The sequence below is a fragment of the Saccharothrix stipae genome, from assembly GCF_054781895.1.
This window is the reverse complement of record NZ_BAAGTN010000001.1, coordinates 572,260-587,310: the sequence shown is the minus strand read 5'-3', so window position 1 is coordinate 587,310 and position 15,051 is coordinate 572,260. Positions and strand designations below refer to the sequence as shown.

Sequence of the window (15,051 nt, the reverse complement as noted above, 5' to 3'; positions counted from 1 at the left end):
TCACCGCGAGTGATCAGGTCCTCCGCCGTGCCGGTGCCGGGTGGTCGACAGCCGGTCGTCCGCCGCCGAGCCCGCGACCGACGGGACGGACTGGGGCTTGACGGTGCCCCGGACTTCGACCGCGCGGTCGTCCACCACGCCGCGGTAGGTGAAGACACCGCGCAGGCCCCGATCGGGCCGGACGAGGGCGAGGTCGAGCACCGCGGCCCAGTTGACCAGGCGTTCCAGCACCTCCGCGGCCGGGCAGGACTCGGGCACCACGCCGCGCAGCACGCCGTGTAAGTCGATCTCCCAGAGCAGTCCCCGGTCGCCCAGCGCCGGTGAGGCGTCGGTGCCGTACTGGTTCAGCACCGCGGTCAGAGCGGTGTTGACGATGCGTGTGATCGGCGGCATGAGAGGGCCATCTTCCGGGAGGTGGGGTCGTCGCGGCAGCCATCATCTCCTTACCGTTCGTGACACGATCGAGCGATCCGGTGTCCGCAGGGTCCCGTCCGGGCCACGGTGCGCCCGTCCGAGGGGACGCCGTCGCCGGGGGCGTGTCGGGCCGACGACGACCGGGACCGCGCCGCCGGGCACCGGACGCCGAACGGCCGTCACCGGCACACGCGCTGGTCCGCGCGCGTGCCGGTGACGGCCGTTGCCCCTCGTGCGGCGGTCAGAAGTTCTTCGTCGACACCACCCAGGGCACCTTGGCGGCCAACCCGGACGGGCTGAGGATGTAGGCGCGTGCCGTCTGGTTGCCGTTGAGCACCATGTCGAAGAACTGCACCACCGTCGTCATGCCGTCGGTCAGCTGGCTGCCGGTGATGAAGCCACCGTGGCCGGCCTGCGGGTGGCGGGCCAGCACGGCCGGGACCGCGGCCAGGTCGTAGGTGGCCTGGTTGTTGGCGTAGGCGACGTCGGAGGAGCCACCGTCCATGAACATGGCGGGCGTGTGCAGCTTGCCGACCTCGGAGCGCGGGTAGCCGAAGGAGCCGTCGGCGAAGAACCCGCTGTTCAGCGAGACGACCGCGGACACGCGGCGGTCCTGGGCGGCGACCATGGCCTCCAGGCCACCGCAGGAGTGGCCGGCGGTCGCCACCTTGGTCAGGTCGAGGCGCTGGCGAAGCGGCGCCCCGGAGCGGTTCTGCTCCCGCTCGGCCCAGGTGATCGCGTCGGTCAGCAGGGAGGGGATGGGCGACCCGCTCGGCACGCCGTTGGGCGAGCCGTCGACCGAACCGGTGTCCACCACGACGAAGCCCTTCGACGCGACGAACGTCAGGATCCGCGTGACCTCGCTGTTGTTCGTGTGCGCGCACGCGCCGTTCCCGAACGCCAGCACGGGCAGCGCCCGGTCGACCGCCTGCGGGTTCGACGGGCGGAACACGGTGAAGCGGTTGTCACCGTAGGCGCCTTCCCTGGTGACGGAGAAGTTGTTCTCGATCATGGGACGGCTCGGCTGGGGGGTCGTCGTGGTGGTCGTCGTGCTCGTTGTCGTCGTGCTGGTGCTGGTGGTGGTCGTGGTCGTGGTCGTGGTCGTGACCGTCGAACCGGTGCACGCGGTGCCGTTGAGGGTGAACACCGACGGGGGCGTCGTGCGGGCACCGGACGTGGCGTTGAAGCCGAACGACACCGTCGCACCGGTGGCGATGGTGCCGTTCCACGCCGCGTTGGCAGCGGTGACCTGTGCGCCCGACTGGGTGTGCGTCCCGTTCCACGACTGCGTGATCCGCTCGTCACCGGGGAACGTCCACGACAGCCGCCACCCGTTCACCGGGTCGCCGAGGTTCGTCACGACCGCGTTGGCGGTGAAGCCGCCCGGCCACTGCGAGCCGATCGAGTAGTCGACCCGGCACCCGGCGGCGGCCGACGCGGACTGCGACCCGATCAGGGCGCCGGTCGTCGCCACGAGTGCCACGGCGGCCACCAACGCGGCCGACCGCGTCGCGCGGGAATCGTGCCTGCGCATGGGATTGCTCCTTCCACTGCGAGTGGCGGCGGATTGGCGTCGCGCGATCGGGCGCGGGAGGACCCGGCGGCGGCCGGGCCCTCCCGCGCGGCGGATCAGCCGACCCGGCAGGAGACGCTGGGCCAGCTCCAGTTGCCGCCGTGCTGGATGGTGAAGCCGAACGTGTTGCCGTTGCCGTTGGGGCGCGCGGTCATCACGTTGGCGCTCTCCCACGTCGCACTGGTGTTCCAGGTGGCGATGATCCTCTGGGGCGAGCTGACGGTGACCGTGACGATCCAGTTGTTCGTGCCCGACACGGTGACCTGGCCGTTGAAGCGGTCACTCCACTTCTGGCCCTCGGAGTAGGTCGCGGTGCAGCCGCCGGGGTTCGGCGTGGTGGTGGTCGGGTCGGTCGTGTTGGTGGTGGTCGACGTGGTCGGGCCCGTCGTGGGTGCGGCGTTGAGGGCGTTCAGGGTGGAGGTGTAGGCGGCTTTCTTGTTGCCGGAGCCGTCGAAGAGCAGCGGGGTGCCGGAGGCGCGCCAGGAGTCGCTGTCGCGGATGCCCCACACCGTGATGCCGGTGCAGCGGGTGACCGCCAGGCAGGCTTGGACGACGCCCTGGTACTGCTGGGCCTGGGTGTTGCCCGAGCCTTCGATGTCCAGTTCGGTGATCTGGACGTCGACGCCGAGGTTGGCGAAGTTCTGCAGGGTGGTGTGGTAGTTCGACGGGACCGGGTTGCCGCTGTTGAAGTGGGCCTGGAAGCCGACGCAGTCGATGGGGACGCCGCGGGACTTGAAGTCCTGGACCATGCGGTAGACGCCTTGGGTCTTGGCGTGCGACCAGTTGTCGGTGTTGTAGTCGTTGTAGCAGAGCTTGGCGTTCGGGTCGGCGGTGCGGGCGGCGCGGAAGGCGGCTTCGATCCAGTCGTTGCCGGTGCGTTGGAGGTTGGAGTCGCGGCGTCCGCCGCCGCTGCCGTCGGCGTAGGCCTCGTTGACGACGTCCCAGGCGTAGATCTTGCCGCGGTAGTAGGTGGCGACCTGGGTGACGTGGTTCAACATCGCGTTGCGCAGGGCGGTGCCGGACATGTTCTGCATCCAGCCGGGTTGCTGGGAGTGCCAGGCCAGGGCGTGGCCGCGGACGCGTTTGCCCTGGTTGCGGGCCTGGTTGACGATGCGGTCGGCGTTGCCGTAGCTGAATTGGCCCTGGTTGGGTTCGGTGGCGTCCATCTTCATCTCGTTCTCGGCCGTGACCATGTCGAACTCACGGTTGAGAATCCCGACGTAGGTGGAATCACCCAGTTTGCTCGCGGCGACCGCGGTGCCGAAGTACCGCCCGCTCTGCTGTGCCGCGGCGGCGAGCGTGGAGGCGGCGCCACTGGCGGGTGACGCCACGAGCACCGCGGCACCCGCGGCGGCGGCGACCAACGTCGACACGAGCGCGACTCGTGCAACTGACTTCGCTGTCAGCGTCATGTTCGGCGCTTTCTGGTTGCACCCGCGGGAGTGCGGGTGGGGGACGGGTGGGCGTCGGACCGGTCGACGGTCCGCTCGGCGCGGGTGGCCGGGAGACCTCCGTAGCCACACGCTGTTCGGTTCGAAACGTTAAGCAGTATTAACCGAAACAGTTAGGCCAATCAAGGCTCATCTCTGCCCGCCGCGACCGCTCCCGCGCCGAGGTTTACATGCATGAACTGCGACGAACCGGTTAAGTGTGATCTTGCGGTCCCGCCGAAACCGCAGGTGAGCGACCTGTTCACGCGGGCGGGGTCCGGCGCGATCGCGGACCGACGAGCAGGGGTGTGCCAGGGCATTGTTTCGCAACTATTCGAAGTTGTATTCGCAAATTTCGGTGCCGTGATCCGGTTCCAGCGCGTGGGCTCCGATCTGTTCAGCGGTATGCGCCTTGCTCCTTTCGACGGTGTTGTCCGTAGGCGGGGTCGCCTCGGTGGCGAGGTCGGCGGTGGCGCCGGGTAGTCGGCGAAGCCTGCCGCGAGCGGACTCTGCAGGGCTCGGATGTTTACGTTCACAACCACAGTGGTCGGCGCGCACACAACGTTGAGCCAAATGGCCTACATAGGCAATAAAAGAGCAGCTCAGCACTCTAGAGCGCGCGGCGCAATCATGCGCAGCCTCCTGTCCAAGCTGAGTGAGCGTTCACAAAAGTCGATCCGGGATGCGTTGACGGGCTGACGAACGCGGGGCTACATTGGCCCGAAAGTTCAGGCTCCACGACCAAAACATTCGACCCGGGAACGGGTCGAGTCGTCTGCCGCCGCAGACCACCCCGCCGTCGACGATGGGGACTCCGCTGCGAGGACCGCCGGGGCTCGGCTCCGGATGGCCGGTCGCACGGTTCGTCCTGGCTGGACGTTGACGAACACCGAGCACCACGCCGGGACAACGCAGTCCAGGAGGTAGCCCCATGTTCTCGTCGTCGAGAGCGCTTGTCGGTGCGTCGACCGCACGCCAAGTCGCCCGGTGCTGCCGTGACGTCGCCGCGCCGTGAACGGCCCGCTGCCTGAGACGCCGGCACCGGCCGCTGCCTCGACGAGCCGGCGGGGCGGTGCCGGCACGGGCCGTGCCGAGTCCGGTGCGCGGGAGGCCGGGGTGAACCGACGACGGGTCACGATGGCCGACGTGGCCAAGGCGGCCGGTGTCTCGATCACGACCGTCTCGGTCGTCCTGTCCGGGCGGGGTCGGGACCTGCGGATCTCCGCGGACGCCGAACAACGCGTGCGGCAGGCCGTGCAGACCGTGGGCTACCGCCGCAAGGTGGTGCCCTTCGGGTCCCGCACCGGCCGCACCCACACGATCGGGTTCATCGCCGACACGGTGGCGACGTCCGTGATGGCCGGGGACATGATCCGGGGTGCCGTGGACGCGGCCCGTGCGCGCGGCGCCCTGCTGCTCGTCGCCGAGGCGGACGGCGACCCGGCCTCGGAGCAGGACCTGATCGACGCCATGCTCGACCGCCAGGTCGACGGGATCGTCTACGCCGCGACGTGCACCAGGCGGGTCTCCGTACCCGACCGCATCGACGCCGGTCACGCCGTGCTGCTCAACGTCCTGCCCGACGGACCGTCCCGGCTGCCCGTCGTCGTGCCCGACGAGGTCGAGGCGGGCCGGACCGCGGCACGCGCGCTGCTGGAGGCCGGTCACCGCGACGGCATCCACCTCATCGGCGCGGACGTCGGCCCGCACCCCGCGCCACCCGGCTCCGTCGCCACCGCCGAGCGCCTCATCGGCATCCACGAGGTCCTCGACGCGGCCGGCGTGGAGGTCGCCGGCGGCCGCGCGTGCGGGCGGTGGTCGCCGGAGCACGGCTTCGCCGCCACCAGGGACCTGCTGGGAGCCGACCGCCCCCGCGCCCTGATCTGCTTCGACGACCGGCTCGCGTTCGGCGCCTACCACGCCCTGGCCGACGCCGGCCTCAGCGTGCCGGCCGACGTCTCGGTCGTGTCGTTCGGCGACCACCCCCTGGCCGGCTGGATGCGCCCCGAACTGACCACCATCGCCCTCCCGCACCACGACCTCGGCGCGAAAGCCGTCGAAGTCCTGCTCTCCGAGCACCGATTACGGACTCCCGCGGTGCACCGCGTCCCGATGCCCCGACGCGACCGCTCCTCCATCGCGCCGCCCCGAGCGGCCGGCAGGTGATCGGCGGGACCCCGCCGATCACCGCCACCAGCGTCGACAAAAGACCGCGATCCCGTACAACCGCTCCTGGAGCCGCGATGCCCCCGAACGCCCACTTCCGCCGTCGTCCCCGGCGGCCGATGCGCACACTGACGGCCGCCACCGTGACGGTCGTGCTGGCCACCGGCACCGGTCTCGGTGCCACCGGCGCCACGGCCCACGCGGCCGACGAGTGGGCGCCGCGGTCGTCCCCCACGTCGACGGACAAGGGCGACGGCACCTACTCCGTTCCCCTGCTCAACTCCGACGTGCCGGACGTGAGCGTGGAGCGCGTGCCGGCGGCGGAGAACGACGAGGGCCGCGACGTCTACTACATGATCAGCACGACGATGCACCTGAGCCCGGGTGCGCCGATCATGAAGTCGTACGACCTGGTCAACTGGGAGATCGTGAACTACGTCTTCGACCGCCTGGGCATCGGGGACGCGTTCTCGCTGCGCAACGGCCAGAACTCCTACGGCCAGGGCCAGTGGGCGTCGTCGCTGCGCTACCACGGCGGGAAGTTCTACGTCGCCTTCAACACGAACAACCTCGGCGGCTCCTACCTCTACCAGACCGACGACATCGAGAACGGCGCGTGGACGCGGCTGCCGCTGGGGCGGGCGTTCCACGACCCCTCGCTGTACTTCGACGAGCAGGACGGCGGCACGCCCTACATCTTCTACGGGTCCGGCTCGACCAGCGCGGTCAAGCTGGACGCCGGCCTGACCCGGGTGGTGGCGGAGTACCCGAACATCCTGCGGCCAGCCGACTACCCGGGGTCCCCGTTCCTCGGCGGGCTGTTCGAGGGCGCCCAGGTGCAGCACATCGACGGGTACTACTACATCGTGATCATCACCTGGCCGCCGGGCCAGGGACGTCAGGTGGTGTTGTTCCGCTCGCCCCAGCTGCTCGGGCGTTACGCGACGGTCGACGGCGCCAACCCCTACCAGGCCCGCGGTGCGTTGAACTCCAACGGCTTCGCCCAGGGCAGCCTCGTGCCGATCTCCCGTGCCGGCGGGACGGCGTGGTACGGCATGTTCTTCCGCGACTCGTTCCCGGTCGGCCGCATCCCGGCGCTCATCCCGGCCACCTGGCAGGACGGCTGGCCCACGTTCGGCGACAACGGCGCGGTGCCGGTGAACGGGGTGTTCGCCAAGCCGATCCGGCTGAGCCCGGAGCAGGAAGCACTGGAGCGCCAGAAGAGCGTCGTCGCCTCCGACGACTTCGCCAACGACGCGCCGCACAAGGCGTACATGGACGAGCAGTGGACGATCCCGGTCCCGCCCGACGTCGACGAGTCGCTGCTCGGCGTGGAGCTGCTGCGCAACGCCGGCTTCGAGTCCGGGTCGGTGCAGCCGTGGGCGGGTCAGTTCGGCGCGCGGCTCACCCTCGACGCGACCGATCCGGCCGCCGGCTCCACCGCCCTGAGGGTGGGTGACCGGACGGTCAACGGCTCGGGCCCGAACCAGTCCCTGGACGGGGTGTTGCAGCGCGGTGTCACGTACGCGGTGTCGGCGAAGGTCAAGTACACCGCCGGTCCGGCCACCGTGCGGTTCAACCTCGCCGCGGACTGGGGCGCGGGCGTCCAGGTCATGGCCTCCGGGGACGTCCCGGTCGGCCGGTGGACGACGGTCTCCGGTCGGTACACCGTCCCGGCCGCGGCCGAGACCGGCAGGGTGAAGTTCGCGGTCGAGACACCGTGGGCCAACCCGCAGCCACCGTCGTCGAGCGTCGAGTACCTGATCGACGACGTCTCGATCGTCGGACAGCCGGTGACCACCGAGCACCCGACGGAGGAGGAGGTCAAGCCCAACGGTTCGCGCCTGGGCCTGGTCTGGCAGTGGAACCACGCCCCGGACAACCGCCACTGGTCCCTGACCGACCGGGACGGCTGGCTGCGGCTCACCACCGGCAAGGTCGTCACCGGCGACTACGTCTACACCAAGCTGTCGAACCGGGCCGAGCTGACGTGGTTCGAGGAGGCCCGCAACACGCTGTCGCAGCGGACGTTCGGCCCGAAGGGCTCCGCGGAGACCAAGCTCGACATCTCCGGGATGAAGGACGGGGACGTCGCGGGCCTCGCGATGTACAACCGCGGCTTCTCCTACGTGGCGGTGAAGCGGGTGAACGGCCGGAACACCCTCGGGGTGGTCAACCGCGTGCAGCCCTTCCCGGTCACCTTCGACCAGGCGACGGCGGAGAGCTTCGTGCCCGGCACCGAGGTACCGCTCGGCGACGCCACCGAGGTCCACCTCAAGGGCGACGTGGAGTTCGACGCCCCGACCGGCCAGGGCTGGACCACGTTCCACCACAGCCCGGACGGGCGCACCTGGCACCGGCTCGGCGACCGCGTCGGCCCGCAGACCCTCGACGGCAGCCTGGCCCACTTCATGGGCCACCGGTGGGGGTTGTTCAACTACGCCACCGAACAGGCCGGCGGGACCGTCGACTTCGACCACTTCCTGCTCAGCGACACCCTGACGGCGGAGGGCAAGCCGCTCGACACCGGCGACCTGGACGCCGCGATCGCCCACGCGGCCACCCTCGACGAACACCACTACCCGGCCGAGGCGTGGGCGGCGATGCGGGACGCGCTGCGCAAGGCCGAGGCCGCACGGGCGTCGGCGCCCGGTACGCAGAACCAGGTCGACGCGCCGGAGCGGACGTTGAGCCTGGCGCTGGCCCGGCTCGGTGTGGCGAGGTTCCCGGTGGCGGTGCGGGTGTCCGCGCACACCAGGTGCACGGGCCACAAGGTGAAGCTGACCGTCGAGTTCACCAACCACGAAGCGGTCCCGGTGGACGTCTCGATCGAGACGCCGTACGGGACGAAGTCGTTCCACGACGTCGAACCGGGCAAGACCCGCTCGCACCCGTTCACGACCCGTGAACGCGCCGTGCCCGCGGACTCGGCAACGGTCACCGCGTCGGCGACGATCGACGGCCATCCCCGCTCCGCCGTGCTCGAAGCACCGTACGAAGCCCGGACCTGCCGCTGATCACCGGGTCGGCCGCGCGCTGCCCGGCGTGCGGCCGACCCGCCGACCCAGTACCTCGCCGCCCGTATCGCGGCGGGCGAGTGAGATCACGTACCAAGCACAAGGAGAAACCCGTGGATCGACAACGTCCGCAGCGGTCGAGGCGGCGGAGAACGGCCGTGCTCGTCGCGGTCGGCGCCCTGGTCGCCGCCGGCCTCGCGGCCACCCCGACGGCGATGGCCGCCGGCCCGAACCTCATCACCAACCCCGGCTTCGAGGACGGCCTGACCGGCTGGGCGGTCAACAGCGGGAACCCCACCGACGGCGCCACCCTGTCGCCCACCGCGGACGCCTACGCGGGTGCCGGCGCGGTGCAGGTGACCAACCGCAAGACCACCGGTTCGGGACCGGCGCAGGACCTCGCCGGCAAGGTCCAGGCCGGCAAGACCTACACCGTCACCGCCCGGGTGAAGTACGAGAACCCGGAGAGCCCGGCCACCAAGCAGTTCTTCGTGACCATGCACTACGGCGGCTCGACCTACACCAACCTGGGCACCGGGACGGTGCCGCGCGGCCAGTGGGGACTGCTCCAGGGCACGTTCACCATCCCGGCCGGGCAGGCCGTCACCACGCCCCGGGTCTTCGTCGAGACCCCGTGGACGGCCGACCCGGCAGCCGCACCGGCGATCCACCTGATGGACTTCAAGGTCGACGACGTCGTGCTGACCGAGTTCACCCCCTCGACCACCATCGAGGTCCTCGGCAAGAACCCCGGCGAGGGCAACCCCCTGATCTCGCACAAGTTCGGCGCCGACGGCAACGCCTTCGTGCACGACGGCCGGGTCTACGTCTACCTGACCAACGACACCCAGGTGTACAACCCGGGCCCCGACGGGACCTCGCCGACCAACACCTACGGCGGGATCAACACGATCACCGTGATCTCGTCGGACGACCTGGTCAACTGGACCGACCACGGCGAGATCCCGGTGGCCGGACCGAACGGCCTGGCCAAGTACGCCACGCAGTCCTGGGCGCCCGCGGTCGAGAGCCGGGTCGTCGACGGCAAGGAGCAGTTCTTCCTCTACTTCGCCAACAACGGCGCGGCCACCGGCGTCGTGGTGGGCGACTCGCCGCTGGGCCCCTGGCGCGACGAGCGGGGCAGCCTGCTCATCACCGCCCAGACCCCCGGCGCGTCCGACGGCCGCAACTGGCTGTTCGACCCGGGCGTGTTCATCGACGACGACGGCCAGGGCTACCTCTACTTCGGCGGTGGCGGCAACGACGGCTCCAACTCCTACGAGAACACCAACCACCCGAAGTCGACCCGCGTCATCAAGCTCGGCGACGACATGATCAGCACCGAGGGAGCGGCCGAGACCATCGACGCCCCGCTGATGTTCGAGGCGGGCCACGTCTTCAAGCGCGGGGACAAGTACTACTACTCCTACTCGTCCAACTTCGGCTTCGGCGGCCCGATCGACCCGAACGGCCCGCCGACCGGCGCCATCGCCTACCTCGTGGCCGACAACCCGATGGGTCCGTGGACGCCCGACAAGTACGCGGGGGTCATCTTCAAGAACCCGGGCGTCTACTTCGGCGCCGGTGGCAACAACCACCAGTCGGTGTTCGAGCTGAACGGCGAGCACTACTTCACCTACCACGCGCAGACGCTGAACCGCCGCATCACCGGCGGCGCGACGCAGGGGTTCCGCAGCCCGCACATCGCGAAGCTGGAGTTCAACCCCGACGGCACCATCAAGGAGGTCCTCGGCACCTTCGACGGCGTCGAGCAGATCCGCCACCTCGACCCCTACCGGGTGATCGAGGCGGAGACCATCGCCTGGCAGCAGGGGCTGGCCACCAAGCGGCTCACCGCACCCGACGACGTGCCGAACCTGGCGCTGCACGACGTCGACGACGGCGACTGGACGTCGCTGTCGTCGGTCGACTTCGGCACCGGCGCCACCGGTGTGTCGGCGCGGGTGAAGCCGCTCACCGCGGGCACGAGCGTCCAGGTGCGCCTGGACGACCGCACCGGACCGGTCGTCGCGACCATCCCCGTGGCGGGGCCCGCGGGGGAGTGGACCGAGGTCGGCGCGGAGCTCGACGGCGTCTCCGGCGTGCACGACGTGTACCTCACGTTCGTCGGACCCGACGGCCGTGACCTCCTGGAGGTCGACAGCTGGCGGTTCACCAAGCCGTCGCTGAAGGTCGCGGGCTCCGCCGACACGCGGTGCGCCGGGCCGAACGTCAAGCTCACCGTGCACGTGACCAACAACGAGTCCGTGCCGGTCGACTTCGTGGTCGAGACGCCGTACGGCACGAAGTCGTTCGACGACGTCAAGGCGGGCAAGACCCGCTTCCACCCGTTCACGACGCGGCAGTCGAGCGTCCCCGCCGGCACGGTGACGGTCACCGCCACGGCCACGGTCGACGGGCACGAGGTGTCGACCCGGATCCCCGTTCCGCACGAGGCGCGCACCTGCCGCTGACCTCAGGGTCGGGGCGGCCCGGGACCTCCGGGCCGCCCCGACCACCGCCACATCGGCCGCCGTGCCGTGCCTGAAGCCACCCGTCCGCCGCCGGGTTCGTACCGAGAATGACTCCTACAACGCACGGGAGCACCTCATGTCCTCTCCACTGAGTCGGCGCAGACTGTTCCAGGCCGCCGGCGTCGCCGCCGTCGCGACCGGCGCACCGTCGCTGTTGACCGGAACCGCCTCGGCCGCGGCCGTGCCGCCGGTCCGCGGCGACATCGGCGTGTCGGCCCACCCGTTCGACCTGAGCCAGGTGCGCCTCACGCCGGGCCGTTGGCTGGACAACCAGAACCGCACGCTGAACTACCTGCGGTTCGTCGACGTCAACCGGCTGCTCTACAACTTCCGCGCGAACCACCGCCTGTCCACGGGCGGTGCGGCCGCGCTCGGTGGCTGGGAGGCGCCGAACTTCCCGTTCCGCACCCACAGCCAGGGGCACTTCCTGACCGCGTGGGCGCAGGCGTGGGCCATGCTGGGCGACACCACGTCCCGTGACCGGGCGAACTACATGGTCGCGGAGTTGGCCAAGTGCCAGGCGAACAACGCGGCGGCGGGGTTCAACACCGGTTACCTGTCGGGGTTCCCGGAATCCGACTTCGACGCGATGGAGGCGGGTTCGCCCAAGTCGGTGTCGTACTACTCGCTGCACAAGACGCTGGCCGGCCTGCTGGACGTGTGGCGGTACATGGGCAGCACCCAGGCGCGGGACGTGCTCCTGCGGTTCGCGGGCTGGGTGGACTGGCGGACGGCGCGGTTGTCCTACAGCCAGATGCAGCGGGTGCTGGGCACGGAGTTCGGCGGCATGAACGCCGTGCTCGCCGACCTGTACCAGCAGACCGGTGACGCGAAGTGGCTCGCCACCGCCCAGCGGTTCGACCACGCCGCCGTCTTCGACCCCCTGGCCGCCAACCAGGACCGGCTCAACGGGTTGCACGCCAACACCCAGGTGCCGAAGTGGATCGGCGCGGCCCGCGAGTACAAGGCCACCGGCACCACCCGCTACCGGGACATCGCCCGCAACGCGTGGAGCATCACCGTGGGGGCGCACACGTACGTCATCGGCGGCAACAGCCAGGCCGAGCACTTCCGCGCGCCCAACGCCATCGCCGGCTACCTCAACACCGACACGGCCGAGGCGTGCAACACCTTCAACATGCTCAAGCTGACCCGCGAGCTGTGGTTGCTCGACCCGAACAACGCGGCGTACTTCGACTACTACGAGAACGCCCTGCTCAACCACCTCATCGGCCAGCAGAACACCGCCGACCAGCACGGTCACATCTGCTACTTCACCGGCCTGAACCCCGGTCACCGCCGCGGCAACACCGGACCGGCGTGGGGCGGCGGCAACTGGAGCACCGACTACACCACGTTCTGGTGCTGCCAGGGCACGGGCCTGGAGACCAACACCAAGCTCGCCGACTCCATCTACTTCCACAACGGCACCACGCTCACGGTGAACCTCTACACGCCGTCGACGCTGAACTGGTCGGAACGCGGCATCACCGTCACCCAGGCCACGACCTACCCGGCGTCGGACACCACCACGTTGACCGTGACCGGCACCGTCAGCGGCTCGTGGACCATGCGGGTGCGCATCCCCGCCTGGACGAGCGGCGCGACGATCAGCGTCAACGGCGCCGCCCAGAACATCACCACGACACCCGGCAGCTACGCGAGCATCACGCGGTCCTGGACCTCCGGCGACGTGGTGACGCTGCGCCTGCCCATGCGGCTGGTCACGCGGCCCGCCAACGACAACCCGAACGTCGCCGCCATCACCTACGGCCCGGTCGTCCTGGCGGGCAACTACGGCAACACGACGTTGTCCGCGCTCCCGTCGCTCAACGTCAACTCGGTCACCCGCACGAGCACCTCGGCGTTGGCGTTCACCGCTACCGCCAACGGCGCGACGGTCAACCTCGGCCCGTTCCACGACGCCCACGGCTTCAACTACACGGTGTACTGGAACACCGGCGGCGGTGGTTCGGGCAGCCACCGGTTGGTCAACGTCGGCACCGGCATGGTCCTCGGCATCCGGGACATGTCCACCTCGGACGGTGGCCTGGCCGTGCAGTGGCACGACAACGGCACCGCCGACCACAACTGGCAGATGATCGCCGACGGCGCCAACGTGCGGCTGCGCAACGTCCACAGCGGCAAGGTCCTCGGCGTGGAGAACATGTCCACCGCCGACAACGCCCGCGTCCTGCAGTGGTCCGACACCGGGACCGCGGACCACAAGTGGACGCTCGTCGCCAACGGGGACGGCACGCACAAGATCCGCAACGTCAACAGCGGCAAATTGCTCGGCATCCTCAACGGCTCCACGGCCGCGGGTGCGCAAGTGGTGCAGGACTCCGACAACGGTTCGGCGGACAACCGCTGGCGCCTGGTGCCCAACGGCGCCACCGGTGCGTAGGACCGTCCACGGCACGTTCATCGACCCACGGGTCGGCGGCCCGCAACGGCTGGACCGCCGACCCGTCGTCCGTGACCAGCGCTCCTCCCGGAGGTAACCCCTGATGAAATCGACGTCATCGTCCCGAAGCGCACCGCGCCGTGCGGGCGCCGTGCTGGTGGGCATCCTGTGCGCCCTGGCGCTCCTGCCCGCGGTCGCGCGGGCGGACAACCCGATCGTGCAACACATCTACACCGCCGACCCGGCGCCGCTCGTGCACGACGGGCGGGTGTACCTCTACACCGGGCACGACGAGGACGGCTCGACCTACTTCACGATGAAGGAGTGGCGGGTCTGGTCCTCCGACGACATGGTGAACTGGACCGACCACGGCTCCCCGATGAACCTGGCCACGTTCAGCTGGGCCAGCGCCGACGCGTGGGCCGGGCACACCATCGCCCGCAACGGCAAGTTCTACTGGTACGTGCCGGTCAAGAACCGGGCCACCGGTCGCATGGCCATCGGCGTGGCGGTGGCCGACAGCCCCACCGGACCGTTCCGCGACGCGATCGGTCGCCCGCTGGTCGAGAACGGCGAGATCGACCCGCACGCCTTCCTCGACGACAACGGCCAGGCCTACCTGTACTGGGGCAACCCGAACCTGTGGTACGTGCGGCTCAACGCCGACATGATCTCGTTCTCCGGTGGCGCCACCCAGATCCCGCTCACCACCGCCGGGTTCGGCACCCGCACCGGCCACGCCACCCGCACCACCCTCTACGAGGAAGGGCCCTGGGTCTACAAGCGCAACGGCCTGTACTACAACGTGTTCGCGGCCAAGTGCTGCTCGGAGTACATCGCCTACTCCACCGCACCCGGCCCCACGGGACCGTGGACCTTCCGCGGCACCGTCATGCCCACGCAGGGTTCCAGCTTCACCAACCACGCCGGGATCATCGACTTCAAGGGCAGCTCGTACTTCTTCTACCACAACGGCGCCCTGCCCGGCGGCGGCGGTTACACCCGCTCGGTGGCGGTGGAGAAGTTCAGCTACAACGCCGACGGCACGATCCCGACGATCAACATGACCACGTCCGGCGCACCGCAGGCGGGCACGCTCAACCCGTACGTCCGCCAGGAGGCCGAGACCATCGCCTGGGGTTCGGGCATCGAGACCGAACGCGCCTCCGAGGGCGGGATGAACGTCGGCTGGATCGAGAACGGCGACTACATCAAGGTCAAGGGCGCGGCGTTCGGCACGGGCGCGCGGTCGTTGACCGCGCGGGTCGCCTCCGGCACCTCCGGTGGCACGATCGAGGCCCGGCTGGACGGCCCGACCGGCACGGTGGTGGGGCGCTGCGCCGTCACCGGCACCGGCGGATGGCAGAACTGGGCCACCGTCTCCTGCCCGATCACCGGCGCGACGGGCACGCGGGACCTCTACCTCCGGTTCACCGGCGGTAGCGGCTACCTGTTCAACGTGAACTGGTGGCAGTTCGCCGCCTGACCGGAAGCGGCCCGCCGCGACGGC

8 protein-coding genes are annotated in these 15,051 nt (G+C 70.1%); 5 read left to right on the top strand and 3 right to left on the bottom strand.

Going from position 1 to position 15,051, the window contains the following annotated elements; translation table 11 throughout:
• The 3 genes from ACYVLT_RS02510 to ACYVLT_RS02500 all read right to left on the bottom strand — a co-directional run bounded on the left by ACYVLT_RS02510 (position 1) and on the right by ACYVLT_RS02500 (position 3,399).
• Positions 1-393 (bottom strand): hypothetical protein, encoded by a 393-nt coding sequence (locus ACYVLT_RS02510; RefSeq protein WP_461118413.1) that lies wholly within the window; start codon positions 391-393, stop codon positions 1-3.
• Positions 394-655: 262 nt separating this feature from the next.
• A complete protein-coding gene (locus tag ACYVLT_RS02505) occupies positions 656-1,948 on the bottom strand; it encodes a cellulose binding domain-containing protein (protein ID WP_461118412.1) in 1,293 nt (430 codons plus the stop codon).
• Between the two features lie 95 nt (positions 1,949-2,043).
• Entirely contained in the window at positions 2,044-3,399 is a 1,356-nt protein-coding gene (locus tag ACYVLT_RS02500; protein ID WP_461118411.1) for an endo-1,4-beta-xylanase, read from the bottom strand.
• A 1,134-nt stretch (positions 3,400-4,533) separates the two neighbouring features.
• On the opposite strand from ACYVLT_RS02500, the gene ACYVLT_RS02495 reads away from it, so the two are divergent.
• The 5 genes from ACYVLT_RS02495 to ACYVLT_RS02475 all read left to right on the top strand — a co-directional run bounded on the left by ACYVLT_RS02495 (position 4,534) and on the right by ACYVLT_RS02475 (position 15,027).
• Complete coding sequence (locus ACYVLT_RS02495) at positions 4,534-5,583, top strand: LacI family DNA-binding transcriptional regulator (RefSeq protein ID WP_461118410.1); 1,050 nt, start codon at positions 4,534-4,536, stop codon at positions 5,581-5,583.
• Between the two features lie 119 nt (positions 5,584-5,702).
• The gene (locus ACYVLT_RS02490) at positions 5,703-8,600 is read left to right on the top strand and encodes a beta-xylosidase family glycoside hydrolase (protein WP_461118409.1); all 2,898 of its coding nucleotides are present in this window, start codon (positions 5,703-5,705) and stop codon (positions 8,598-8,600) included.
• A gap of 113 nt (positions 8,601-8,713) precedes the next feature.
• Positions 8,714-11,074, top strand: coding sequence for a family 43 glycosylhydrolase (locus ACYVLT_RS02485; RefSeq protein WP_461118408.1), 2,361 nt, complete (start codon positions 8,714-8,716; stop codon positions 11,072-11,074).
• 136 nt (positions 11,075-11,210) lie between these two features.
• Positions 11,211-13,541 (top strand): beta-L-arabinofuranosidase domain-containing protein, encoded by a 2,331-nt coding sequence (locus ACYVLT_RS02480; protein WP_461118407.1) that lies wholly within the window; start codon positions 11,211-11,213, stop codon positions 13,539-13,541.
• 103 nt (positions 13,542-13,644) lie between these two features.
• A complete protein-coding gene (locus tag ACYVLT_RS02475) occupies positions 13,645-15,027 on the top strand; it encodes a glycoside hydrolase family 43 protein (RefSeq protein WP_461118406.1) in 1,383 nt (460 codons plus the stop codon).
• Positions 15,028-15,051: the final 24 nt, after the last annotated feature.

Coding starts and splice junctions, on each gene's coding strand:
- ACYVLT_RS02505 (WP_461118412.1), bottom strand. CDS start 1,948: ATGCGCAGGCACGATTCCCGCGCGACGCGGTCGGCCGCGTTGGTGGCC.
- ACYVLT_RS02480 (WP_461118407.1), top strand. CDS start 11,211: ATGTCCTCTCCACTGAGTCGGCGCAGACTGTTCCAGGCCGCCGGCGTC.
- ACYVLT_RS02500 (WP_461118411.1), bottom strand. CDS start 3,399: ATGACGCTGACAGCGAAGTCAGTTGCACGAGTCGCGCTCGTGTCGACG.
- ACYVLT_RS02490 (WP_461118409.1), top strand. CDS start 5,703: ATGCGCACACTGACGGCCGCCACCGTGACGGTCGTGCTGGCCACCGGC.
- ACYVLT_RS02510 (WP_461118413.1), bottom strand. CDS start 393: ATGCCGCCGATCACACGCATCGTCAACACCGCTCTGACCGCGGTGCTG.
- ACYVLT_RS02475 (WP_461118406.1), top strand. CDS start 13,645: ATGAAATCGACGTCATCGTCCCGAAGCGCACCGCGCCGTGCGGGCGCC.